Source organism: Streptomyces sp. NPDC005303 (assembly GCF_040607335.1).
Taxonomy (GTDB): domain Bacteria; phylum Actinomycetota; class Actinomycetes; order Streptomycetales; family Streptomycetaceae; genus Streptomyces.
Genome location: NZ_JBEXGM010000007.1, coordinates 183928 through 208661, shown reverse-complemented (window position 1 = coordinate 208661; position 24734 = coordinate 183928). Strand labels below are relative to the sequence as shown.

The 24734-nt window shown below is 71.1% G+C and carries 21 protein-coding genes; 15 read left to right on the top strand and 6 right to left on the bottom strand.

Annotation, left to right across the window (positions count from 1 at the left end; all coding sequences use genetic code 11):
- Positions 1-18 precede the first annotated feature (18 nt).
- Complete coding sequence (locus ABZT93_RS13755) at positions 19-987, top strand: thiamine-phosphate kinase (protein ID WP_356103374.1); 969 nt, start codon at positions 19-21, stop codon at positions 985-987.
- Positions 984-1781 (top strand): bifunctional hydroxymethylpyrimidine kinase/phosphomethylpyrimidine kinase, encoded by a 798-nt coding sequence (thiD, locus tag ABZT93_RS13750; RefSeq protein WP_356103372.1) that lies wholly within the window; start codon positions 984-986, stop codon positions 1779-1781. The genes ABZT93_RS13755 and thiD overlap by 4 nt, the downstream gene beginning before the upstream one ends.
- A gap of 86 nt (positions 1782-1867) precedes the next feature.
- Here thiD and rpmB read toward each other — a convergent pair whose 3' ends face one another.
- Complete coding sequence (gene rpmB, locus ABZT93_RS13745; protein ID WP_003993230.1) at positions 1868-2053, bottom strand: 50S ribosomal protein L28; 186 nt, start codon at positions 2051-2053, stop codon at positions 1868-1870.
- A gap of 257 nt (positions 2054-2310) precedes the next feature.
- Between rpmB and ABZT93_RS13740 the strand changes: the two genes are divergently transcribed.
- The gene (locus tag ABZT93_RS13740) at positions 2311-3999 is read left to right on the top strand and encodes a DAK2 domain-containing protein (protein WP_356103370.1); all 1689 of its coding nucleotides are present in this window, start codon (positions 2311-2313) and stop codon (positions 3997-3999) included.
- A 12-nt stretch (positions 4000-4011) separates the two neighbouring features.
- Here ABZT93_RS13740 and ABZT93_RS13735 read toward each other — a convergent pair whose 3' ends face one another.
- Both ABZT93_RS13735 and ABZT93_RS13730 read right to left on the bottom strand, forming a co-directional pair.
- Positions 4012-6936 (bottom strand): tetratricopeptide repeat protein, encoded by a 2925-nt coding sequence (locus ABZT93_RS13735; RefSeq protein WP_356103367.1) that lies wholly within the window; start codon positions 6934-6936, stop codon positions 4012-4014.
- On the bottom strand, positions 6936-8771 hold the full coding sequence (locus ABZT93_RS13730; protein ID WP_356103364.1) for an HSP90 family protein: 1836 nt from the start codon (positions 8769-8771) through the stop codon (positions 6936-6938). The genes ABZT93_RS13735 and ABZT93_RS13730 overlap by 1 nt, the downstream gene beginning before the upstream one ends.
- 169 nt (positions 8772-8940) lie before the next feature.
- On the opposite strand from ABZT93_RS13730, the gene recG reads away from it, so the two are divergent.
- From recG to mutM, 8 genes are all read left to right on the top strand, one after another.
- Complete coding sequence (gene recG / locus ABZT93_RS13725) at positions 8941-11148, top strand: ATP-dependent DNA helicase RecG (RefSeq protein WP_356103361.1); 2208 nt, start codon at positions 8941-8943, stop codon at positions 11146-11148.
- 39 nt (positions 11149-11187) lie between these two features.
- Positions 11188-11775: a 16S rRNA (guanine(966)-N(2))-methyltransferase RsmD gene (gene rsmD / locus ABZT93_RS13720; RefSeq protein WP_356103360.1), complete on the top strand. Its 588-nt coding sequence runs from the start codon at positions 11188-11190 to the stop codon at positions 11773-11775.
- Positions 11776-11801: 26 nt separating this feature from the next.
- Entirely contained in the window at positions 11802-12281 is a 480-nt protein-coding gene (gene coaD / locus ABZT93_RS13715) for a pantetheine-phosphate adenylyltransferase (RefSeq protein ID WP_020138732.1), read from the top strand.
- 57 nt (positions 12282-12338) lie between these two features.
- Positions 12339-13406, top strand: coding sequence for an ATP synthase F0 subunit B (locus ABZT93_RS13710; RefSeq protein ID WP_356103357.1), 1068 nt, complete (start codon positions 12339-12341; stop codon positions 13404-13406).
- 132 nt (positions 13407-13538) lie between these two features.
- The gene (locus ABZT93_RS13705; protein WP_031041209.1) at positions 13539-14192 is read left to right on the top strand and encodes a DUF177 domain-containing protein; all 654 of its coding nucleotides are present in this window, start codon (positions 13539-13541) and stop codon (positions 14190-14192) included.
- A 2-nt stretch (positions 14193-14194) separates the two neighbouring features.
- Positions 14195-14368: a 50S ribosomal protein L32 gene (gene rpmF / locus ABZT93_RS13700; protein ID WP_006139588.1), complete on the top strand. Its 174-nt coding sequence runs from the start codon at positions 14195-14197 to the stop codon at positions 14366-14368.
- 19 nt (positions 14369-14387) lie between these two features.
- Positions 14388-15197: a ribonuclease III gene (gene rnc, locus ABZT93_RS13695; RefSeq protein ID WP_020120996.1), complete on the top strand. Its 810-nt coding sequence runs from the start codon at positions 14388-14390 to the stop codon at positions 15195-15197.
- Positions 15198-15303: 106 nt separating this feature from the next.
- A complete protein-coding gene (gene mutM, locus ABZT93_RS13690) occupies positions 15304-16164 on the top strand; it encodes a bifunctional DNA-formamidopyrimidine glycosylase/DNA-(apurinic or apyrimidinic site) lyase (protein WP_356103354.1) in 861 nt (286 codons plus the stop codon).
- Here the strand turns inward: mutM and ABZT93_RS13685 are convergent.
- Positions 16137-16538 carry a helix-turn-helix domain-containing protein gene (locus ABZT93_RS13685; protein ID WP_356103352.1) on the bottom strand — a complete coding sequence of 134 codons (402 nt, stop codon included), beginning with the start codon at positions 16536-16538 and terminating at the stop codon, positions 16137-16139. The genes mutM and ABZT93_RS13685 overlap by 28 nt on opposite strands.
- A gap of 78 nt (positions 16539-16616) precedes the next feature.
- Positions 16617-17699 (bottom strand): CAP domain-containing protein, encoded by a 1083-nt coding sequence (locus ABZT93_RS13680; RefSeq protein ID WP_356103350.1) that lies wholly within the window; start codon positions 17697-17699, stop codon positions 16617-16619.
- 172 nt (positions 17700-17871) lie between these two features.
- Between ABZT93_RS13680 and ABZT93_RS13675 the strand changes: the two genes are divergently transcribed.
- The 4 genes from ABZT93_RS13675 to ABZT93_RS13660 all read left to right on the top strand — a co-directional run bounded on the left by ABZT93_RS13675 (position 17872) and on the right by ABZT93_RS13660 (position 24182).
- Positions 17872-18153, top strand: coding sequence for an acylphosphatase (locus ABZT93_RS13675; protein ID WP_356103347.1), 282 nt, complete (start codon positions 17872-17874; stop codon positions 18151-18153).
- A 382-nt stretch (positions 18154-18535) separates the two neighbouring features.
- Positions 18536-18739, top strand: coding sequence for a hypothetical protein (locus ABZT93_RS13670; protein ID WP_016432419.1), 204 nt, complete (start codon positions 18536-18538; stop codon positions 18737-18739).
- Positions 18740-18977: 238 nt separating this feature from the next.
- Complete coding sequence (gene smc, locus ABZT93_RS13665; RefSeq protein ID WP_356103345.1) at positions 18978-22583, top strand: chromosome segregation protein SMC; 3606 nt, start codon at positions 18978-18980, stop codon at positions 22581-22583.
- Between the two features lie 180 nt (positions 22584-22763).
- The gene (locus ABZT93_RS13660) at positions 22764-24182 is read left to right on the top strand and encodes a sugar porter family MFS transporter (RefSeq protein ID WP_356103342.1); all 1419 of its coding nucleotides are present in this window, start codon (positions 22764-22766) and stop codon (positions 24180-24182) included.
- A gap of 117 nt (positions 24183-24299) precedes the next feature.
- Here the strand turns inward: ABZT93_RS13660 and ABZT93_RS13655 are convergent, their stop codons facing one another.
- Positions 24300-24677, bottom strand: coding sequence for a hypothetical protein (locus ABZT93_RS13655; RefSeq protein WP_356103340.1), 378 nt, complete (start codon positions 24675-24677; stop codon positions 24300-24302).
- Positions 24678-24734: the final 57 nt, after the last annotated feature.

Genomic DNA, 24734 nt, shown 5'->3' with positions numbered 1-24734 from the left:
AGAAGGGGCGTAAGGGCCATGAAGGGCACTGTTGGTGAGCTCGGCGAGTTCGGGCTCATCAGGGAGCTCACCTCCCGTCTCACCACCACCCCGGCGGTCCGGGTGGGCCCCGGCGACGACGCCGCGGTGGTCGCCGCGCCCGACCGCAGGGTCGTGGCGAGCACCGACATCCTTCTGGAGGGCCGGCACTTCCGCCGCGACTGGTCCACGGCCTACGACGTCGGACGCAAGGCGGCCGCGCAGAACCTCGCGGACATCGCCGCCATGGGTGCCGTGCCGACCGCCCTGCTGCTCGGCCTGGTGGTGCCCGCCGAACTCCCCGTCACCTGGCCCTCGGAGCTCATGGACGGCCTGCGCGACGAATGCCAGGTCGCGGGCGCCTCGGTGGTCGGCGGGGACGTCGTACGCGGGGACACGATCATGGTCTCGATCACCGCCCTCGGCGATCTGCGGGGCCAGGAGCCGGTGACCCGGGCGGGCGCCCAGCCCGGCGACCTCGTGGCGGTGACCGGCTGGCTGGGCTGGTCGGCGGCCGGGTACGCGGTGCTCGCCCGCGGCTTCCGCTCGCCCCGGGCCTTCGTGGAGGCGCACCGGCGCCCCGAGCCGCCGTACCACGCGGGCCCGGCCGCCGCGGCGCTCGGCGCGACCGCGATGTGCGACGTGAGCGACGGGCTGATCGCCGACCTCGGGCACATCGCCGAGTCCAGCAAGGTCCGGATCGACATCCGCTCCGGCGCGATCGACATCCCGACCCAGATGAACGACATCGGGCAGGCCGTCGGTGTCGATCCCATCCAATGGGTGCTGACCGGGGGAGAGGACCACGCGATCGTGGCGACCTTCCCGCCGGACGTGAAGCTCCCGGCCCGCTGGAAGGTGATCGGCGAGGTCCTCAACCCCTCGGCGCTGCCCCAGGTGACCGTCGACGGGGCGCCCTGGACCAGCAAGGGCGGCTGGGACCACTTCGGCGGGGACATCGAGTCGTGAGGCCCCTGGTGCTCACGGTGGCCGGTTCGGACTCCGGCGGAGGCGCCGGGATCCAGGCCGACCTGAAGACCATGCTCGCGCTCGGCGTGCACGGCATGAGTGTCGTCACGGCCGTCACCGCGCAGAACTCCCTCGGCGTACAGGGCGCCTGGGAGCTGCCGGTGGAGGCGGTGCGGGCCCAGTACCGCAGTGTCGTGGACGACATCGGCGTCCAGGCCGTGAAGACGGGGATGCTCTCCTCGGCCGAACTCGTGGAGACGGTGTCCGAGTTGATCGCCGGCACGGACGCTCCGGCCGTGATCGACCCGGTCGGCGTATCCAAGCACGGCGACTCGCTGCTGGCGTCGTCCGCCCTGGACTCCGTACGCCGACGACTGCTCCCGGTGGCGACCGTCGCCACCCCGAACCTCGACGAGGTGGCCCAACTCACCGGCGTCCGGGTCGAGTCGGAGAGCCACCTGCGAGAAGCCGCCGACGCCGTCCTGTCGTACGGACCGAAGTGGGTGCTCATCAAGGGCGGCCATCTCCCGGGTGACGCGGTCGACCTGCTCAGTGACGGCTCCGAGGAGCACTGGCTGCGCGCGTCCCGCCACGACAACCGGCACACCCACGGCACCGGCTGCACCCTCGCCTCCGCGATCGCCTCGCAGCTCGCGAAGGGCGGGTCCGTCCCGGAGGCGGTGACGGCCGCCAAGGAGTACGTCACCGGGGCGATCGCCGCCGGGTTCGCGCTCGGCGGCGGGATCGGGCCCGTGGACCATGGATGGCGGTTCCGTCGGCAGACGGGCGCGTAGACGCGGGCACGGCAAAAAGCCGGCCCACCTCTCGGTGGACCGGCTCAGTGCAGCGAACCAGCAGTGGCCGCGCGCTTAGCTGTGCGTCAGCGCGAGACCTTGCCGGCCTTGATGCACGAGGTGCAAGCGTTCACGCGCTTCGGCGTCCCGCCCACCACGGTACGGACGCGCTGGATGTTCGGGTTCCAGCGACGGGACGTACGGCGGTGCGAGTGCGAGATGTTGTTGCCGAAGCCCGGCCCCTTGCCGCAGACGTCGCAGTTGGCAGCCACGGGTCACTCCAAAGACTTCAGATGCACTTACGGTCGGATCCCGGCGGGCCGGGATCGAGATCGTAGGATCAAAGATCTGAGTGGCGCTGCCAGGGGGATTGGCCCGATCTGCATCGGGCAACCGGAGCAGCATACAACGACTGCGCCAGCAGAACGAAACTACCATGGCTGATCAGGCACCCGCTCCCGGCCCTTCTCCGGCAAAGACCCGCCCGGGGTCTACGCTGCGTCCAGTCCAGCAGCCCGAGGAGGCGCAGGTGGCGCAGGTGCCGCAGACATTCTTCGATGCTCTCGCGGTGCGCACCTGGTGCGGTCTCGCGCTGCGGGCGCTGGGCCGGGCCCGCGAGGAGATCGACGCGATCAACGTCTACCCGGTCGCCGACGGGGACACCGGCACCAACCTGTACCTGACGGCGGAGTCGGCGGCCGCGGCCGTGGAGGCCGTCTTCGAGGCCCATGACGCCCATGGCGAGGGGAAACCGGCGCTCGCCGACGCCGCGCGCGCGATGGCGCACGGGGCCCTCATAGGCGCCCGCGGCAACTCGGGCACGATCCTCGCCCAGCTGCTGCGCGGCATGGCCCAGGTGCTCGCCGCCGAGGGTGAGACGGCTCACACGGACGGCGAGGGACTCCGGATCGCCCTGCGGCACGCCGCCGAATCCGCCCGCGAGGCCGTGGCCCACCCCGTCGAGGGCACGGTCCTCACGGTCGCCTCGGCCGCCGCCGACGCGGCCGGGGCAGCGCAGGGCGACTGCGGGACGGTCGCCCGGGCCGCCTACGACGGAGCGCGCGCCGCTCTGGCCGCGACACCCGGGCAGCTGGACGTCCTGGAGCGGGCGGGAGTGGTGGACGCCGGCGGGCGGGGACTGGTGGCGGTGCTCGGGGCGCTGGTGGAGACGTTCACGGGGGAGGTGCCCAGAGCGGTGCCGGTGGTGAGCGGGGCGTCCCGGGAAGTGCCGGCGGGCTCCGTCGAGATCTTCGCGGCCTCCCCCGAGGACTGCGCCGACGCCCCGGCCGCCGGAGGCCCCGCCTTCGAGGTGATCTACCTCCTGGAGGCCGACGACACCGCCGTCGCGCGACTGCGGCAGCGCCTCGACGGGCTCGGGGACTCCCTCGTGGTGGTCGGCGGCGACGGACTGTGGAACGTCCATGTGCACGTCGACGACGCGGGCGCCGCCGTGGAGGCGGGCGTCGAGGCCGGGCGGCCGTACCGGATCCGGATCACCCACTTCGGCCTCGGTGACGTGCACACCACCGGCGCCGAACGGCCGCCCCGCGAGCCCGCCCAGCGGGCCGTCGTCGCCGTCGTGCCCGGCGAGGGCCTGGCCGGGCTGTACACCGAGGCCGGCGCCACTGCCGTACTCGCCCGTCCCGGCGAGCCGCCCGCGAGCGGGGAGCTCGTGGAGGCCGTACGACGGGCCCACGCGCGCGAGGTCGTGCTGCTGCCCAACGACGCCGACCTGCGCCACACCGCGGCCGCCGCGGCCGAGCAGGCCCGCACGGAGGGCATCCGGGTCGCGCTGATCCCGACCCGTTCCGCGGTCCAGGGCATCGCGGCGCTCGCCGTGCACGAACCGGAGCGCCGGTTCGACGAGGACGTCGTCCAGATGACCTCGGCGGCCGGCGCGACCCGCTACGCCGAGGTCGCCGTCGCCGAACGGCAGTCCTGGACCATGGCCGGCATCTGCCAGGCCGGTGACGTCCTCGGGCTCATCGACGGGGACGTGGCGGTGATCGGCTCGGACGTCATCGTCACCGCCGAGGCCGTCCTCGACCGCATGCTCGCGGCCGGTGGCGAGCTGGTCACCCTCGTCCTCGGCGACCAGGCCCCCGAGACCGTCGCCGACCACCTGGAGGCGCGCGTACGGGAGTCGTACCTCGCCGTGGACACGGTGGTGTACCGGGGCGGCCGGCAGGGGGCCGTGCTGCTCATCGGGGTCGAGTAGGACCCCTCGCGATCAGCTGTCCTGCCCCTCCACGAGCCCCAGCAGCTGCTCCGCCTCGGCACGTCGCGCCCGCGCCGTGTCATCGGCCCCGTCCGCGTCGCCGTAGGCGTCGAGCACCGCACGCGCGCGTGCCGCTGCCTGAGCCGGCCGGCTCAGGTCGGCCGCGAGCCAGCCCGCCGCCAGCTCGGCACCGGTCCGGGCGTCCAGGGCGCCGTCCCCCAGCGAGGCGAACACGACGATCGCCTCCGCCACCTCGGCCAGCGCCTCCTCCAGCACCGCCCGGATCGAGTCGTCCTCGGCGTCCTCGGGCCCGGAACGGGCGAGCAGGTCCCCGAACTGCCGGTGGGTGTGCCCGAGTTCGCCGACCAGCCGCTGCCGCGCCTCCTCGTCGTCCCGCACCTCACCCAGCGCTGCCTCGCACTCCCGGACCGCGCCCGCCATCAACTCCCGTGCCGCGTCCGCCCCGTCGTCCACGCGCAGCGCCAGCCACGCGCGGGCGCGCAGGGAGCGGACGAGACCGTGCACGTTGCCGAGCTCGCGCCACAGGGCGCCCGCGCGTGCGTACGCCCGGTCGGCCTCGGCAGGAAGCCCCGCGGCCCCGAGGGACTCGGCGGCGAGGTGGGCGAGGGTCGCGTGGTCGTGCTGCTCGGGCCATTGCCGGGCGATCTCGGCGGCCTGGAGGCGCCGCTCGGCCGCCTCCCGGTGCTCGCCCAGCTCGCTCAGACAGTCGCCGAGCCACCACTGCGTCTGAACGACCGCCCCCTCGCCGTGCCGCTCCGCGCTCAGGTCGGGCAGCGCCGACTCCAGCACCTCCGCGGCCTCGGCCCACCGGCCCAGGCGCAGCAGGAACCCGCCCAGCTGGTGCCGGGCCAGGGCACCCAGCGTCGGCCCCTCCCCGGCCTCGTCGGCCCAGTGAGCGGCCTCCAGGGCATGCTCGGCGGCCTCCTCGGCGAGCCCTCGGCCGCCGACGACCTCCGCGAGCTGGAGATGCAGCTGGGCGCGTCCGACAGCCTCCAGATGCGGCCCACCGTGCTCCAGGGCCGCCCGCAGCGCCCGTTCCGTCCCGGCCGGGTCGCCCAGGTGGTGCATCAGACCGGCCAGCCGGGCCTCGTACTCCACCGCGAACCACGGCAGGCCCGCCGCCACGAACCGGGCCGCGGACCCCGCGAACAGCTCCGCGGCGGCCTCCAGTTCCCCGGCCCGCGCGGCCAGCTCCGCCAGCATCGCCTGCGCCTCGGCGATCCGCGCGGCGAGCCGTACGTCGTCCCCGGCCCGCCCCTCGACGAGGGCGAGCACCTCCCTGACGGCGGACTCGGCGTCGGCCAGGAACGTCTCGTCCTCGCTCTGGTGCACCCCTCGCATCAGGATCCGCGCCCGGGACATCAGCACCGACGCCGTCTGCGGTACGCCGGTCTCGTCCGCGGAGTAGAGCGCGAGGACCTCGTCGTACGGCCCGGCGACCGCTGTGAGCGCCTCGTCCACGCCGCCCGCCAGCGCGCGTACGTACGCGGCACGCGCGTGTGCGGCCAGCGACTCGCCGGGGTCGCCCGCCTCCGCGTACAACTCGGCTGCCCGCTCGAACAGTTCGAGACCCTCTGGGCCCAGATCCATCGCCTCGTGGTCGGCGATCTCCGCCCGGTCGCGCGGGTCCAGCTCGACGCCCTCGGCGGCCCGTGCGACCGCCGCCCACGCTTCCACGGCGTTCGGCCGGAGGGTGTCCGACAGTCGCCGGGCCTCGGCGACCAGCGCGGGCAGATCGGGCTCCCGCGCGGGCGCGGGGGCCGCGGGCGCCACCACGGGCGCGGCGACCGTCCGGACCGCCCGAACCCCCAGCGGCAGCCGCTCCACCAGCGGCCGCTGCGCCATGCGCGCGCGTGCCTGCTCGCTGACGTGGGCCGTGCCGTTGCGCTCGTCGAAGCGGGCGGCCAGCGTGAGGGCCTCCCCGCGCGCGTGGGCGGCGAGCTCGGCCGCCGTCCAGGACCGGCCCGCGGGCCCCGGCACCGGCCGCTCGCCGAGGCCCAGCCCGGTCAGCCGGTCCATCAGCAGGGCCACCACCGCCATGAAGTCCAGCCTGCTGCGCGGATGACCGTCGTCCGTGAAGTACGCGGGACGCTCCGCGAGCAGCTCCAGCGCGCGTGCCTCGTTGCCGCTGAGCGCGCAGAACTCGACATGGTCCGCGTAGGCGCCGCGCATGCTCTCCATGGACCGTACGAGCCGGAAGCCCCGCAGGTGGTTGGCGCGCGCCTCGTCGAGACGCCCCAGGCGCAGCAGCGGCCCGAGGGAGGACGCGAGGACCGCGTGCGGCTCGTGGGCGCAGGTGAACTCGCCCTCCAGGACCGGCGCCCACAGGTCGAGCGCCTCCTCGTGCCGCCCGCGCTGCGACTGCCACCAGCCCTGCTCGTGCAGCTCGCAGGCATGGCAGTCGGCCATGCTGTCGCGGTCGGCGGCCAGCCACGCGGCGTACGCGCGCTCGGCCCGCTCCAGGTCCCCGACGTGCGCGGCCACGCTGTACTCGGCGCTGCGCACGGCCCGTTCGGAGTGCCCGGCCAGCCGGTAGCGGTGCTCCATCTCGCCGAGCCACTTCTCCATGGCGGAGAGCGGGATGTGCGGCTGGTCGAGCATGCCGGTCGTCATCCACTTGAAGACCCAGTGCAGCGAGTGCGTCTCGTACTCGTCGAAGTCCTCGGGGCGCTCGTCCCACATGCGCAGCAGCCGCGCGAAGGGGACGAACATCTTGGCCTTCTCGGAGCTGTAGTTGTAGACCTTCAGCTGGTGTCCGAGCGCCTCGATCACCGCGAGCGGGATGTTCAGCTTCTCGGCCTCGGCGAGCAGCTGCTCCGCGCGCGCGTTGCGGGCGGGCCCCTCCGGCTCCTCGGCGTTCTCCGCCATCGCCCGGCGCAGCGCGTCGAAGGCCGCACCCCCGTCGACCCCGCTCATCAGCGGCCCTCCTCGCCGTTCGTGGCCCACTCCAGCAGGCCTATGAAGGCCCGGTTCAGCAGCGCCGAGTCCGCGGGCCTGAGCGGCCGCTGGGCCATCAGCAGCGCCTGCCCGTACAGGGACTCGGTGGCGGTGCCCATCAGCTCCGGATCGCCCAGCGAACCGATCCGCCGTACCAGCGGGTTGAGATGGTTCAGCACGAGACGCGCGCGTGGGGCGCTCCCGCGCAGTGAGCCGAGGATGCCCGCCCACAGGTCGTCGGCCTGGTCCTCGGCCTCCGCGCGGGCTTGTTCGTGCCGGCCGTCCCGGTCGTCCAGGTGCAGCGCGGGCACGGACAGCGGCCGGAAGGCCCGCAGGACGACATCGCAGCCCAGCGGGTCGAGCCTGGCCCGCGCGGCCGCCAGGAAGCCCGACAGCGCCAGCTCCTCGGCCGGATCGACCAGGTTCATGTGGGCGGTGACGGTGTCCGCGTCCAGCTCGGCGACGACCGTCCCCGGCCGCACCGAGGGCAGCGCTTCGACCAGGTCGCTGTCGTAGGTGTAACCGCCGTTGACCACCCCGACGCCCTGCGCGGAGGCGATCGGCGCGACCTGCCGGTACTCCTCCACGGTCCGCGTGAAGTGCACCACCGGGTGCCGCTGCGCGAACTCCTCCAGCGACAGCCGCCCGTCGGTCGTCTCGAACGGCAGCCACGGCAGCATCGTGCGCAGCATGTCCTTGTCGTGCCGCGCGAGCGACTTCACACCCAGGTGATGCACGGACAGGAAGGCCGCGAGCCGTTCCGGATCCCCGGCGGCGAGGCCGGTCAGCCAGGACCGGATCCGCTCCCCGAGCGCCTCCCGCACGGCCGCCAGCGTCTCGTCCTCGTACAGCGACTCGCGCGAGGCCGTGGGCCGCAGGCTGTCGGTGTCCAGGACACAGCGCACGAAGAACGCCCAGTCCGGCAGCAGCTGTTCGGCCCGCTCGGTCAGCAGCATGCCCTTGAGGTGCACGCGATGGGTCGCCCGCTGGGCGGGACTGACCGCCGCGGGAAGGACGTACGCCACGCCCCGGATCCCGGCGAGCGGAACGTTCAGCTCGATCGAGTCCAGCGGGGTGAAGCCGAACTGCTCGTGACAGTGCCGGGCCAGGGCCACCCTGCGGGTGGCGGGGGAGGGGTACGGACGGTCCCAGGGCGCGGGCAGATCGGTGACCGCCTCGTCGCCGACCCGGACGTCGTACGGCAGCAGCGAGCCGAAGTCCCGGGCGAGCCGGAGGACCCGCTCGGGCGCGAGCCATTCACCGGCACCCGCCCGCGCCACCAGGTGGACGGTGGTCCCCGGCTCCGGACGGGCGTCGTGCGGCAGCGTCCGCACCCGGTACGACCCGTCGTCGCTCGCCGTCCACTCCACGGGCTGCGCGTCCGGCGTACGGGCGCTGCGGCTGACCACGCGGATCCGCTCGGCGACCACGAAACAGGCGAGCAGCCCGATGCCGAACTGCCCGAGGAAGTCGGAGCGCACCTCCTGAAGTCCCTCGGCCCGCTTGGAACTGCGTCCGATGGTGGCCAGCAGGTCGTGCACGTCCGCCTCGGTGAGCCCGACCCCCGAGTCCTCGACCCGCAGGGTGCCGTTCTCGGCGTACAACCGCACGCGGGCCGGGGCGTCCGGCTGTTCGGCCCGCCGGGCCGTGATCGCGTCCACCGCGTTCTGGAGGAGCTCGCGGAGGTAGACCTTGGGGCTGGAGTAGAGGTGATGGGAGAGGAGGTCCACCAGACCGCGCAGGTCGACCTGGAACGTATGAGGTTGCTGGGGTACCTGGGGTGTCTGTGATGACTGTGAGGTCTGGGAATCCATCGTCGCAGCGCCGGTGGGGGGAACGTTCGCGCGGCGCGGGGTCGGGCGGTCCCGGGTGGGGCGGTGACCGCGGGCGGATGGCCGGAGCGCGCCATCGTATGCCCCCAACCAGCCGTCTGACCAGGGGTTTCCCGGTATGTATACGGCAATGTCAGTGGTGTGGTGTGCAATGGATCTCGTGCCCGCGCTGGAAGAACCACTGAAGAAGGTGCTCGGCCCCGCCACCGCGAAGGTGATGGCCGAGCATCTCGGCCTGCACTCCGTCGGCGACCTCCTGCACCATTACCCGCGCAGATACGAGGAGCGGGGGCAGCTGACCCACCTCGCCGACCTGCCCATGGACGAGCACGTCACCGTGGTCGCCCAGGTCGCCGACGCCCGTCTGCACACCTTCGCCTCCGCCAAGGCCCCGCGCGGCAAGGGGCAGCGGCTGGAGGTCACCATCACGGACGGCAGCGGCCGCCTCCAACTGGTCTTCTTCGGCAACGGCGTCCACAAACCCCACAAGGACCTCCTGCCGGGCACCCGCGCGATGTTCTCCGGCAAGGTCTCCCTCTTCAACCGCCGCCTCCAACTCGCGCATCCGGCCTACGAGTTGCTGCGCGGTGACGCGGAGGAGGCGGTGGAGACCTGGGCGGGCGCCCTGATCCCCATCTACCCCGCCACCGCCAAACTGGAGTCCTGGAAGATCGGCAAGGCGATCCAGACGGTCCTGCCGAGCGCGCAGAAGGCGGTGGACCCCCTTCCGGAGTCCCTCCGCGAGGGCCGCGGCCTGGTCCCCCTCCCCGAGGCCCTCCTCAAGATCCACCGCCCGCACACCAAGGCAGATGTCGCCGACGCCCACGCCCGCCTCAAGTGGGACGAGGCCTTCGTCCTCCAGGTGGCCCTCGCCCGCCGCCGCCACGCGGACGCCCAACTCCCCGCGGTGCCGCGGAAACCCGCCCCGGACGGCCTCCTCACCGCCTTCGACGACCGCCTGCCCTTCACCCTCACCGACGGCCAGCAGAAGGTCTCCAAGGAGATCTTCGACGACCTGGCGACGGACCACCCGATGCACCGGCTGCTGCAGGGCGAGGTCGGATCGGGAAAGACCTTGGTGGCCCTGCGCGCCATGCTCGCCGTCGTCGACGCCGGTGGACAGGCCGCCATGCTGGCCCCCACGGAAGTGCTCGCCCAGCAGCACCACCGCTCGATCGTGGAGATGATGGGCGAGCTCGCCGAGGGCGGGATGCTGGGCGGTTCCGAGCACGCCACCAAGGTCGTGCTGCTCACCGGTTCGATGGGCACGGCCGCGCGCAGGCAGGCGATGCTGGATCTGGTCACCGGTGACGCCGGGATCGTGATCGGCACGCACGCGCTGATCGAGGACAAGGTGCAGTTCCACGACCTGGGCCTGGTCGTGGTCGACGAACAGCACCGGTTCGGGGTCGAGCAGCGGGACGCCCTGCGCGGCAAGGGAAAGCAGCCGCCCCACCTCCTCGTCATGACGGCCACCCCCATCCCGCGCACGGTCGCCATGACGGTCTTCGGCGACCTGGAGACCTCCGTCCTCGACCAGCTCCCGGCCGGCCGCTCGCCCATCGCCAGCCATGTCGTCCCCGCCGCCGACAAGCCCCACTTCCTCGCCCGCGCCTGGGAACGCGTCCGCGAGGAGGTGGAGAACGGCCATCAGGCGTACGTCGTCTGCCCCCGCATCGGCGACGAGGAGGACGACCCCAAGAAGTCCGCCAAGAAGAAGTCCCCGGAGGACGAGGCCGAGAAGCGCCCGCCGCTCGCGGTGCTCGACGTGGCGGACCAGCTCACCAAAGGCCCGCTGCACGGCCTGCGGGTCGAGGTCCTGCACGGCCGTATGCACCCCGACGACAAGGACGCGGTCATGCGCCGCTTCGCCGCCGGCGAGACCCACGTCCTGGTGGCCACCACGGTCATCGAGGTCGGCGTCAACGTCCCCAACGCCACGGCGATGGTCGTCATGGACGCCGACCGCTTCGGCGTCTCCCAGCTCCACCAGCTGCGCGGCCGGGTCGGCCGGGGCTCGGCGCCCGGCCTGTGCCTCCTGGTCTCGGAGATGCCCGAGGCGAGCCCGGCCCGCCAGCGCCTGAACGCGGTGGCGTCGACCCTGGACGGCTTCGAACTGTCCCGCATCGACCTGGAACAGCGCCGCGAGGGCGATGTCCTCGGCCAGGCCCAGTCCGGCGCCCGGACCTCCCTGCGCGTCCTGGCCGTGATCGAGGACGAGGAGATCATCGCGGAGGCCAGGGAAGAGGCGACGGCGGTGGTGGAGGCGGACCCGGAGCTGACAGCACTTCCCGGCCTGCGCACGGCCCTGGACGCGCTCCTGGACGAGGAGCGGGAGCAGTACCTGGAAAAGGGCTGAGAAACTGGACCCGCAGCCATCCCCGAACAAGGACCGAAGATGACCCGCGTGATCGCCGGCAAGGCCGGTGGGCGCCGCCTGGCCGTCCCGCCGGGCAACGGCACCCGTCCCACCTCCGACCGCGCACGCGAAGGACTCTTCTCCACCTGGCAGTCCCTCCTCGGCGGCCCCCTGGCCGGGGAGCGGGTCCTCGACCTCTACGCCGGATCAGGCGCGGTCGGTCTGGAGGCACTCTCCCGCGGCGCGGGCCACACCCTGCTCGTCGAGGCCGACGCCCGCGCCGCCCGCACCATCCGCGAGAACGTCAAGAACATCGGCCTCCCCGGTGCCGAGGTACGGGCGGGCAAGGCGGAACAGATCATCCGGACAGGGGCGCCGGCAGAGCCGTACGACCTCGTCTTCCTGGACCCCCCGTACCGAGTCACAGATCACGATCTTCGCGAGATTCTCCTCACACTCCGTGCGGAACACTGGCTCGCGCCGGAGGCCCTCGTCACCGTGGAGCGCAGCACCAGAGGTGGAGAATTCAAGTGGCCGCCCGGTTTCGACGCGGTCAAGGCCCGTCGCTACGGCGAGGGAACGTTTTGGTACGGTCGCGCCGCCTCTACGTGCGAAGACGCACGATGACCGGACCGGAGAGCGAGGGATCTCAAGTGCGCCGCGCCGTCTGTCCCGGGTCGTTCGACCCGATCACCAACGGACACCTCGACATCATCTCCCGCGCCTCCAGACTGTACGACGAGGTCTATGTCGCGGTGATGATCAACAAGTCCAAGAAGGGCCTCTTCGAGATCGACGAGCGGATCGACCTGATCCGCGAGGTCACCGCCGAGTACGGCAACGTGATCGTGGAGGCCTTCCACGGCCTGCTCGTCGACTACTGCAAGGAGCGCGACATCCCGGCCATCGTCAAGGGCCTGCGCGCGGTCAGCGACTTCGACTACGAGCTGCAGATGGCCCAGATGAACAACGGCCTGAGCGGAGTCGAGACCCTCTTCGTGCCGACCAACCCCACTTACAGCTTCCTGTCCTCCTCGCTCGTCAAGGAGGTCGCGACCTGGGGCGGAGACGTCTCCCACCTGGTTCCCCCGAGGGTTCTGGAAGCGCTGAACGAGCGTCTCCGCAAAGGCTGATGGGGCTACAGTCGTCCCGTCCGTCTCCAACACGGCTGTAGAGAGTGGCGAGCACAGGTGGACGTGCAGAAGAAGCTCGACGAGATCGTGGCCACGGTCTCCGGTGCCCGGTCGATGCCCATGTCGGCCTCGGTGATGGTCAACCGCGCCGAACTGCTCGCGATGCTGGAAGAGCTGCGCCAGGCCCTGCCCGGCTCCCTCGCGCAGGCCCAGGAGCTGATCGGTGACCGTGAGCAGATGGTCGAGCAGGCCCGCCAGGAGGCCGAGCGCATCATCTCCACGGCGCACGCCGAGCGCGGCTCCCTGATCTCCGACACCGAGATCGCCCGCCGCTCCCAGGCCGAGGCCGACCGGATCCTGAACGAGGCCCGCCAGGAGGCCGAGGAGGTCCGCGCGGAGGCCGACGACTACGTCGACTCCAAGCTCGCCAACTTCGAGGTCGTCCTCACCAAGACCCTCGGCTCGGTCGGCCGCGGCCGCGAGAAGCTCCTCGGCACCGGTCCCGGCCTCGACGAGAACGGCTACGAGGACGAGGACGCCCCCGAGCGCAGCCACGACCCGGAGACGCTGCGCAAGGACGCCGACTCCTACGTCGACGCCAAGCTCGGTGCCTTCGAGGCGGTCCTCGCCAAGACCCTGGAGGCCGTCGGCCGCGGCCGCCAGAAGCTGCACGGCCGAATCGCCAGCGACGACCTCGGCGCCCTCGGCGACCACACCTCCACCGTCCAGCACTCCAGCGACGCCGACTACCTGGCCGACCTCACCGCCCTCGCGGAGCAGGACGCCCGGGCCCAGGCCCGGAACCAGTCCGAGCAGCAGGACTACGCCCAGCAGCCGGCGTACGGCTACCAGCAGCAGACCGACGCCTACGCCGGCTACCAGCAGCAGCCCGACCCCTACGCCCAGCAGGACCCGTACGGCTACCAGCAGGCCGACCCCTATGCCTACCAGGGCTACGACCAGCAACAGGCCGCGTACGACCAGCATCAGGCCCAGCAGGCCCAGCAGCCGCAGCAGCCGCACCAGCCCCAACAGGACTACGCCCTCGACGAGACGAGCCTCTTCGACACCGGCATGATCACGCCGGAGCAGTTGAGGGCGTACGAGCAGGGTCGCGGCCAGTAGGAGACCACCGGATTGGGCCGTGAGCGAAAGGTCCAGTATCCTGGCCCTTCGGTCGCGTGTACGTCCGCGATCAACGCTGCCCGGGAACACCGAAGGGCAGCGTCCCCCAGAGCTCGAAGATCGAAAGCAGGAATGGCCCTGAACGCCCGCCTCGACCACCGCAACCCTCTCGTGTTCGACACACACGAGCTGGGTCGGCGTCCTGGCGCGCTGCAGCGCCTGACCCGTGAGATCGACGCTCCCAAGGATCTCGGTATCCAGGGAGTGATCGGAGTGCCGGAAGGCGCCCCGGTCGTGCTCGAACTCCGGCTCGAGTCGGTCATGGAAGGGGTGCTTGTCACAGGCACCGCCCGTGCACAGGCCGAGGGGGAGTGCGTAAGGTGTCTGGAGCCGCTTGAGCTGGCGCTCGAAGCGGACTTCCAGGAGATGTTCTCGTACCCTGACGCCGACGACCGTGGCCGCGTGAAAGCGGAACCGGCCGACGACGCCGAGGAAGACGAGGACAGGCTCTTCATCGAGGACGGCCTGTTCGACCTCGAGCCCGTGCTGCGCGATGCGGTGGTGCTCGCACTGCCGATGCAGCCGGTGTGCCAGGACGACTGCCTGGGCCTGTGCTCCGAGTGCGGAGAGCGGCTCACGGACGACCCGGACCACCACCACGACGCCGTCGACATCCGTTGGGCGGCACTGCAGGGACTCGCCGGTTCACTCGAAGACGGCGAGAAGGACGAGATGAGTGGCGAAGCGCCTCGATCGGCGCCCGCCAACGAGAAGCAGGAGAAGTAGCCGTGGCTGTTCCGAAGCGGAAGATGTCGCGCAGCAACACGCGCCACCGCCGGTCGCAGTGGAAGGCTGCGGTCCCCACCCTGGTTGCGTGCGAGCGCTGCCACGAGCCCAAGCTGCAGCACATCGCGTGCCCCGCTTGTGGCACCTACAACAAGCGCCAGGTCCTCGAGGTCTGAGCGGCTGGTGAGAGGCACTGTGTCCACGCCGAAGAAGAACTCGGGCGACAACCAGGCCTCGTCCCACACGCTGTTGGAAGGGCGGCTCGGGTACAAGCTCGAGTCCGCCCTTCTGGTGCGTGCGCTGACCCACCGTTCCTACGCGTACGAGAACGGCGGCCTGCCGACCAACGAACGCCTGGAGTTCCTCGGGGACTCCGTGCTCGGCCTCGTGGTCACGGACACGCTGTACACCACCCACCCGGACCTGCCCGAAGGCCAACTGGCCAAGTTGCGGGCCGCGGTGGTCAACTCGCGTGCGCTGGCGGAGGTCGGTCGCGGCCTGGAACTGGGCTCCTTCATCCGGCTCGGCCGTGGTGAAGAGGGCACAGGCGGCCGGGACAAGGCGTCCATCCTTGCCGACACCCTGGAAGCGGTGATCGGCGCGGTCTATCTCGACCAGGGCCTGGAGGCGGCGAGCGAACTCGTTCACCGGCTCTTCGACCCTCTGATCGAGAAGTCCTCCAACCTCGGTGCCGGCCTGGACTGGAAGACCAGTCTCCAGGAGCTCACCGCGACCGAAGGACTCGGCGTGCCCGAGTACCTGGTCACGGAGACCGGCCCCGATCACGAGAAGACCTTCACTGCTGCCGCCCGCGTCGGAGGCGTCTCGTACGGCACCGGCACCGGCCGCAGCAAGAAGGAGGCGGAGCAGCAGGCCGCGGAGTCCGCCTGGAGGTCCATCCGGGCCGCCGCGGACGAGCGCGCCAAGGCGGCGGCCGAAGCGGCTGTCGAAGCCGTGGAGGCTGCCGAGGACGACGACGAAGGTCCGTCGTCCGTCTCCGCCTGACGCCTGGAAGTTCCAGCGCGTCCGGAAGAACAGCGCAGCCGAGCGCCTGCCCCTGAACACCGGGGCGGGCGCTCGGCTCATACACCGTCCGTGACGGGGGAGCCCCATGCCCGAGTTGCCCGAGGTCGAGGTCGTACGGCGGGGTCTTGAGCGGTGGGTCGCCCACCGCACGGTCGCCGAGGCCGAGGTGCTGCACCCGCGTGCGGTCCGCCGGCACCTCGCCGGTGCCGACGACTTCGCGCACCGCCTCAAGGGCCGCCGCGTCGGCACCCCGAGCCGCCGCGGGAAGTACCTCTGGCTGCCTCTGGAGGACACGGACCAGTCGATTCTGGCCCACCTCGGGATGAGCGGCCAGCTGCTGGTCCAGCCGCACGCGGCGCCCGACGAGAAGCACCTCAGGATCCGGGTGAGGTTCGCCGACGAGGTCGACACCGAACTCCGCTTCGTCGACCAACGCACCTTCGGCGGGCTGTCGTTGCACGACAACACCCCCGACGGCCTGCCCGATGTCATCGCGCACATCGCGCGCGACCCCCTCGACCCGCTCTTCGACGACGAGGCCTTCCACCAGGCCCTGCGCCGCAAGCGCTCCACCATCAAACGGGCCCTGCTGGACCAGTCGTTGATCAGCGGAGTCGGCAACATCTACGCGGACGAGGCCCTTTGGCGCTCCCGCATCCACTACGAGCGCCCCACCGCGAACTTCACCCGCCCGCGCACGACCGAACTCCTGGGCCACGTCCGGGACGTGATGAACGAGGCCCTCGCGGTCGGCGGCACCAGCTTCGACAGCCTGTACGTCAACGTGAACGGCGAGTCCGGGTACTTCGACCGGTCCCTCGACGCGTACGGCCGGGAAGGGCTGCCGTGCAAGCGCTGCGGTACGCCGATGCGCCGACGGCCCTGGATGAACCGGTCCAGCTACTTCTGCCCGAGGTGTCAGCGGGCGCCGCGCGTCACGTCGTAACGCTCGCGGGCGGCCAGGACGTCGTCCATGCGGCCCTCGACGAAGTGGATCAGGCCCAGGAGGCGCTCGGCGAGCTCGTGGCCCAGCGGGGTCAGCTCGTAGTCGACCCGGGGCGGGTTGGTGGGCTGGGCCTCGCGGTGCACCAGGCCGTCGCGCTCCAGTGCCTGGAGCGTCTGGGAGAGCATCTTCTCGCTGACGCCGTCGACCCGGCGGCGCAGCTCGTTGAAGCGCAGCGAGCCCTCGTACAGGGCGCCGAGGGTGAGTGCGCCCCAGCGGCCCGTCACGTGCTCCAGCGTGCCGCGCGAGGGGCAGGCCTTGGCGAACACGTCGTACGGGAGGTCCCGCGCCTCCGGGGGCTGCTGCGTGGTGTCCATATCACGAGCCTACTGGAAGAGAGCACTAACCGACAGGTCGCACTAACCATAAGTTAGCGCGACCGTCGTCCGTGGTGTCTAGTACCCGAAGTCCTGGGTCCACCAGGGGCCGCCCGTACCGAACTGCACACCCACGCCCAGGGTCTTGAAGTCGCAGTTCAGGATGTTGGCCCGGTGGCCGGGGCTGTTCATCCAGGCTTCCATGACCGCGGCCGGGTCGGCCTGGCCCCGGGCTATGTTCTCGCCGCCGAGCGTGGTGATCCCGGCCTTCGCCGCACGGTCCCACGGCGTGGCGCCGCTCGGGTCGGTGTGGTCGAAGAAGCCCTGGTCGGCCATGGCCTTGCTGAAGGCACCGGCCAGGTCGGCCAGCGCGCTGTTGGCGGCGACCGGGCTGCAGCCGACCTTCGCCCGCTCGGCGTTGACGAGCTCCAGCACCTGGGCCGCGGCCGCGGCCTCCGTGGAGACCTCCACCGGCGCGGTGGTCTCCTGCTTGGCCGGCTCCCGCTCCTTCTGCGAAGGAGTCGTCTCCGGCTTCTTGCTCGGCGTGGCCGCCGGCTTCTTCGTCGGCTTCTCGGTCGGCGCGGTCGGCGAGGCCGAGGTCGAGGTCGACGGGGCCGGCGAGGGCGAGGAGGCGCGCTCGGCGTCCCGGCTCGTCGAGGAACCGTCCTCGCGGCCCTCGGCACTGCCGGAGGCGCCGCCCTGCTCGGCCGGGGAGTTGGTCGGCGAGCCCGCTGCCTGCACGTCACCGCCGGTGGTGCTGCCACCGCCGATCTTGTAGTTGTCGAGGCCGGGCACCACGCCCGCGGCGACGGCGACCGTGCCGATCGCGACGGCGGCGGAGACCCCGAGCAGACCGGTCTTGACCGGCGTCACGAGGTTCTTCCTGCGCCGGCGGTGCGAACCGCGACGCGGACCGTCGGCGGGCGTGTAGCCCTCGCCGCGGTACAGCGCGTACTCCTCCTCCGACGCGAACAGGTAGGCGTCACTGCGCGCGTAGGGGTCGGGGTCCTCGTGGCCCAGGTGGGTGGGGGGACCCACCGAGGTGAAGTCGTACGAGTCCTGCGGGTCGTGTCCGCTCCCGTAGGAGCTGTACGTCTGTGTGACCCCCGTGGCGCGGCCCGTGGCGGCGCGGCCGGCGGCGGAGCGTCGGTGGCGTCCCATGTCCTTGCCTTCCTCGTCTGTTCTTGAGGTCGACGCGTCCCCCCGGTCAACCAAAGTCACAAAACCCACACGATCAAGTGAGTTTCGTATGAGATTCATTGGCAGCGGACAGTACCGCATTGCGCCAGATGGAGGAGTGTCGGAAGAGACATTGGCCGGTTAGGTTGCACCCATGAGCGAGGATGTGCGGCTGGTCGCCTGGGTGCGAGGACGCGTCCAAGGTGTGGGTTTCCGCTGGTTCACGCGGGCCAAGGCCCTCGAGATCGGTGGCCTTAGTGGTTTTGCTCTCAATCTGGACGACGGACGCGTGCAGGTGGTCGCGGAAGGGGCGCGGAAGGGCTGCCACGAGCTCCTCGACTGGCTTCTGGGTGACGACACGCCCGGCCGCGTCGACGGGGTCACCGAGATCTGGGACACACCTCGCGGGGGTTACGACGGCTTCGCCATCCGATGAGCCGTTTCTGTAAAACGGCCCAGGCGGGAGCGGAGGGACATGCCACTGGCACCTGCCGGAAGCAGAAAGGCCCAGGTGGTTGCCAAGAAGCCCGTGCCGTGGCAGGCTCCCGGGCTAAGAATGATCGTCACGCCCCCGGGGTCCCGAGGGAGTCGCAGCGCCGCCGTTCCGAGGCCGCGCCGGTGCGGGTTGCCACCAATACGGGGCGTGATCGTGTTGACCGTCAAACTTTTTGGTGAGACGCTGAAAGCACCCCGCGCACCTTAGCTGTTTGGCATGGAAGAACGGCAGCACGAACTAAAGAGTGTCAAGCACCGCGGGTGCGAATCCCTCACGACCCACACCGCATCGGTCGGTCACTCAGTGTGGAGGACCATCCATCATGGCAAAGGCGCTTCTCGGTTACGTCGGCGGCTCGGACCCTCGACTCCTCGCCGAGATGCGACGGCTCCAGCAGCGCGTCCAGGACCTGGAATCCGAGCTCGTACGGATCCAGGCTGAGAACGACGCGCTCGCGGCTGCCGCTTCTCACGACAGGATCATGGAGAGCATCGACGCACACCAGGCGGAGCCTGCGCTCACCTGATCACTGCATCGCTCCACGACAGCTCACGCAGTGGTCGGGCGGCAGTATCAACCGCTAACCCGTATCAGCCGCTAAGTTGTCAGAGTTTGCAAGGGACGCTTCGGCGTCCCTTCTTTCTTGCCCCCGTGCACCCTTTCACTCTCTTAACGTTTGGTGTGCCCTCCACGTTCAACGGTGAAACCGCGGGCAACAGCGCGTTCATGGAGTGAGACACCCCCGGAAGGTAGAGTCCAGCGGCGTGCACCTCAAGGCCCTGACCCTCCGAGGGTTCAAGTCGTTCGCCTCGGCGACCACGCTCCGGTTCGAGCCGGGGATCACGTGTGTGGTCGGCCCGAACGGCTCGGGCAAGTCCAATGTGGTGGACGCGCTCAGCTGGGTCATGGGGGAGCAGGGTGCCAAGTCGCTGCGCGGCGGCAAGATGGAGGACGTCATCTTCGCCGGCACCACCGGGCGCCCGCCGCTGGGCCGCGCCGAGGTGTCCCTGACCATCGACAACTCCGACGGGGCCCTGCCCATCGAGTACGCCGAGGTCACCATCACGCGGATCATGTTCCGCAACGGCGGCAGCGAGTACCAGATCAACGGCGACACCTGCCGTCTCCTGGACATCCAGGAACTCCTGTCCGACTCCGGCATCGGCCGCGAGATGCACGTGATCGTCGGCCAGGGTCAGCTCGACTCCGTCCTGCACGCGGATCCGACGGGCCGCCGCGCCTTCATCGAGGAGGCCGCCGGCGTCCTCAAGCACCGCAAGCGCAAGGAGAAGGCGCTGCGCAAGCTGGACGCGATGCAGGCCAACCTCGCACGCGTGCAGGACCTCACCGACGAACTCCGGCGCCAGCTCAAGCCGCTCGGCCGGCAGGCCGCGGTCGCCCGCCGGGCCGCCGTCATCCAGGCCGACCTTCGCGACGCCCGCCTCCGGCTGCTCGCCGACGATCTCGTACGGCTGCGGCAGGCGCTGCAGGCCGAGGTCGCGGACGAGGCCGCGCTGAAGGAGCGCAAGGAGAGCGCCGAGCAGGAACTGAAGAAGGCCCTCCAGCGCGAGGCCCTGCTGGAGGACGAGGTACGGCAGCTCACGCCCCGGCTCCAGCGCGCCCAGCAGACCTGGTACGAGCTCTCCCAGCTCGCCGAGCGGGTGCGCGGCACGATCTCGCTGGCCGACGCGCGCGTGAAGAGCGCGACCTCGGCGCCGCCCGAGGAACGGCGGGGCCGTGACCCCGAGGACATGGAGCGCGAGGCCGCCCGTATCCGCGAGCAGGAGGCCGAGCTGGAGGCCGCCCTGGAGGCGGCCGAGCACGCTCTGGAGGACACGGTCGCGCACCGCGCCGAACTGGAGCGCGAGCTCGCACAGGAGGAACGGCGTCTGAAGGACGTGGCCCGGGCCATCGCCGACCGGCGTGAGGGCCTCGCCCGCCTCAGCGGCCAGGTCAACGCGGCCCGGTCCCGTGCCGCCTCCGCCCAGGCCGAGATCGACCGTCTCGCCGCCGCGCGGGACGAGGCCCAGGAGCGGGCGTTCGCCGCTCAGGAGGAGTACGAGGCGCTGAAGGCCGAGGTCGACGGCCTCGACGCGGGCGACGCGGAGCTGGCGGAGCAGCACGACGCGGCCAAACGGCAGCTCGCCGAGGCGGAGGCCTCGCTGACCGCCGCCCGCGAGGCGGTCACGGCGGCGGAACGCCGGCGCGCGGCGACCCAGGCCCGCCATGAGGCGTTGGCGATGGGGTTGCGGAGGAAGGACGGCACGGGAGCACTGCTGGGGGCGAAGGACCGTCTCTCGGGCTTGTTGGGTCCGGCGGCGGAGTTCCTGTCGGTCACTCAGGGCCACGAGGTGGCCCTGGCGGCAGCCTTCGGAGCGGCGGCGGACGCCCTGGCGGTCACCTCCCCCTCGGCGGCGGCGGACGCGATCCGCCTGCTGCGAAAGCAGGACGGAGGCAGAGCGTCCCTGCTTCTCGCCGGAGCACCGGACTCACCTGGGGGCGCGGGGCTGCATGAGTCTGCGGCTCCGCCGCGGGGCGCGACCAGCCACGGCGGACCCGCGGACGCCACCCATCAGCACGCGGCAGATCTCGTCCGCGCCCCCTCCGAACTGATGCCCGCAGTAAGGCGCCTCCTCCACGGCATCGTCGTCGTCGGCACCCTCGAAGACGCCGAGGACCTCGTGTACGCCAACCCTCACCTCACCGCCGTCACCGCCGAAGGCGACCTCCTCGGCGCCCACTTCGCCCACGGCGGCTCCGCGGGCGCCCCGAGCCTGCTCGAAGTACAGGCCTCCGTGGACGAGGCCGCGGCCGAACTCGAAGAGCTGGCCGTGCGGTGCGAGGAACTCACCGAGGCCCAGCGCACCGCCGTAGAGCATCGCAAGGCAGCGGCCGCCCAGGTCGAGGAGCTCGGCGAGCGCCGCCGCACCGCCGACCGCGAGAAGTCGGCCGTGGCCCAGCAGCTCGGCCGGCTGTCCGGTCAGGCGAAAGGCGCCGCCGGTGAAGCCGAGCGGTCCACGGCCGCGGCCGCCCGGGCGCAGGACGCGTTGGAGAAGGCCCTCGAAGAGGTCGAGGAACTCGCCGAACGGCTCGCCGTGGCCGAGGAGATGCCGGTGGAGGAGGAGCCCGACACCTCTGTACGGGACCGTCTCGCCGCCGACGGGGCCAACGCCCGCCAGACCGAGATGGAGGCCCGCCTCCAGGTCCGTACCCACGAGGAGCGGGTCAAGGGACTCTCCGGCCGTGCCGACTCCCTCGACCGCGCCGCCCGTGCGGAGCGGGAGGCACGCGCGCGTGCCGAACAGCGGCGGGCCCGGCTGCGGCACGAGGCCGCCGTGGCCGAGGCGGTCGCTTCCGGTGCGCGGCAGCTGCTCGCGCACGTCGAGGTGTCCCTCGCGCGCGCGGACGCGGAGCGCACCGCCGCCGAGGCGGCGAAGGCGCTGCGGGAACGGGAGTTGACCGCCGCGCGGAACACCGGCCGCGATCTCAAGGCCGAGCTCGACAAGCTGACCGACTCCGTCCACCGGGGCGAGGTGCTCGGCGCCGAGAAGCGGATGCGGATCGAGCAGCTGGAGACCAAGGCGCTGGAGGAACTGGGTGTCGAGCCGGCGGGTCTCGTCGACGAGTACGGCCCCCACCAGCTGGTACCGCCCTCTCCGCCCGCCGAGGGCGAGGAACTGCCCGAGGACCCGGAGCATCCGCGCAACCAGCCCAAGCAGTTCCACCGGGCCGAGCAGGAGAAGCGGCTCAAGGCGGCCGAGCGGGCCTACCAGCAGCTGGGCAAGGTCAATCCGCTCGCGCTGGAGGAGTTCGCGGCGCTGGAGGAGCGGCACAAGTTCCTCAGTGAGCAGCTGGAGGACCTGAAGAAGACCCGCGCCGACCTGCTTCAGGTGGTGAAGGAGGTGGACGAGCGCGTCGAGCAGGTCTTCACCGAGGCCTACCGGGACACGGCCCGTGAGTTCGAGGGCGTTTTCAGCCGGCTCTTCCCGGGCGGTGAGGGGCGGCTCATCCTCACCGACCCGGACAACATGCTCACCACGGGCGTGGACGTCGAGGCGCGACCGCCGGGCAAGAAGGTCAAGCGGCTCAGCCTGCTCTCCGGTGGCGAGCGCTCACTGACGGCCGTAGCGTTGCTGGTGTCGATCTTCAAGGCGCGGCCCAGCCCGTTCTACGTCATGGACGAGGTCGAGGCCGCCCTCGACGACACCAACCTCCAGCGGCTGATCCGCATCATGCAGGAGCTGCAGGAGGCCTCGCAGCTCATCGTGATCACGCACCAGAAGCGGACGATGGAGGTCGCCGACGCGCTGTACGGCGTCTCCATGCAGGGCGACGGGGTGTCGAAGGTCATCAGCCAACGGCTGCGTTGACCTCCCCTTACTTCAAGAAGTGAACGCATGTGACGGTCACCTGTCTAAGTTCTCACAATTCAGCGCGTTTGAATTTGAGACTTGAAGGCATAAGGTCAGCAACGTTGGATTTACCTTCAGGTACCACCTACCTGGGGGCTGACCACACCGACAGCGTTGCCGGTGGCCCGAGGAGTAAACGTGACCAGCACAGCACAGGCGTCCGAGCCAGGAGCCCGTACGGCTCACCCCGACCATCTCGGGCATGTCATCTTCATCGCGGCGGCGGCCGCGATGGGCGGATTCCTCTTCGGCTACGACAGTTCCGTGATCAACGGCGCGGTCGAGGCCATCCGGGGCCGCTACGACATCGGCTCCGCGGCCCTGGCGCAGGTCATCGCCATCGCCCTGATCGGCTGTGCGATCGGCGCGGCCACCGCCGGACGCATCGCGGACCGCATCGGCCGTATCCGGTGCATGCAGATCTCGGCCGTCCTCTTCACGATCAGCGCCGTGGGGTCCGCCTTGCCCTTCGCGCTGTACGACCTGGCGTTCTGGCGGATCGTCGGCGGCTTCGCCATCGGTATGGCCTCGGTCATCGGCCCCGCCTACATCGCCGAGGTGGCCCCGCCCGCCTACCGCGGCCGTCTCGGCTCCTTCCAGCAGGCCGCGATCGTGATCGGCATCGCCGTCTCGCAGCTGGTCAACTGGGGCCTGCTGAACGCCGCCGGCGGCGACCAGCGCGGCAAGCTGATGGGCCTGGAGGCCTGGCAGGTCATGCTCGGCGTCATGGTGATCCCGGCCGTCCTCTACGGGCTGCTCTCCTTCGCCATTCCCGAGTCCCCGCGCTTTCTGATCTCCGTCGGCAAGCACGAGCGGGCCCGGGAGATCCTTGCGGAGGTCGAGGGCGACAAGATCGACCTCGACGCGCGCGTGGCCGAGATCGAGCACGCTATGAAGAGCGAGCACAAGTCGACCTTCAAGGACCTGCTCGGTGGGAGCTTCTTCTTCAAGCCGATCGTCTGGGTCGGCATCGGCCTCTCGGTCTTCCAGCAGTTCGTCGGCATCAACGTCGCGTTCTACTACTCCTCGACGCTGTGGCAGTCGGTCGGCGTGGACCCGACGGACTCGTTCCTCTACTCCTTCACGACGTCGATCATCAACATCGTCGGCACCGTGATCGCGATGATCTTCGTGGACCGCGTCGGCCGCCGCCCGCTCGCCCTGATCGGCTCGGTCGGCATGGTGATCGGTCTCGCGTTGGAGGCCTGGGCGTTCTCCTTCGACCTGGTCGACGGCAAGCTGCCGGCCGCGCAGGGCTGGACCGCGCTGATCGCGGCCCACGTCTTCGTCCTCTTCTTCGCCCTGTCCTGGGGTGTGGTCGTCTGGGTCTTCCTCGGCGAGATGTTCCCGAACCGGATCCGCGCCGCCGCGCTCGGTGTGGCCGCGTCCGCGCAGTGGATCGCCAACTGGGCCATCACCGCGAGCTTCCCGTCGCTGGCCGACTGGAACCTGTCCGCGACCTATGTGATCTACACGGTCTTCGCCGCGCTCTCCATCCCGTTCGTCCTCAAGTACGTCAAGGAGACGAAGGGCAAGTCGCTGGAGGAGATGGGCTGACGGCCCCCGCGAACCCGGGGGGAGGGGCCAACACCCCGCTGCCCTTCTCCCCGTACCGTCCGCCGCCCCCGTTCCGGCAACCGCCTGGACCGGGGGCGGCGGTGTTGTCCGTGTGGGTCACCAGATGAGGACGCCTCCGCCGATCTCCAGGGCCTTGCGGATGCTCTCCTCGATGATCTGCAACCGAGTCTCGATCTGGTGCCGGTGCTCCTCGACCGTCCGTGGCCGCTGCGTGCCGTGGGCGACCTCGTCCAGGCGGGAGCGCAGCAGGGCCACCTCGCGCTGGAACTCCGGCAGGCCCTCGGCCTCGACATAGAGGTCGTCCTCGGCCAGTACGGGCAGGAAGCGCGCACCGAGTGAGCGCACGAACTCCGAGCCCCACACCGTCGTACGCCAGGACTCGAAGCCGCCGGACTGGTACACGCCGTCCGGCACGTCGAGTATCCGCCGCGTGCCGTCCGGCTCCCGGACGAACACTTCCACCAACAGACTCATGGGCTCAGTCGAGCATCGCCGAGTCCTCGTCCACCACCGGATATCGCCGGCTCGGCC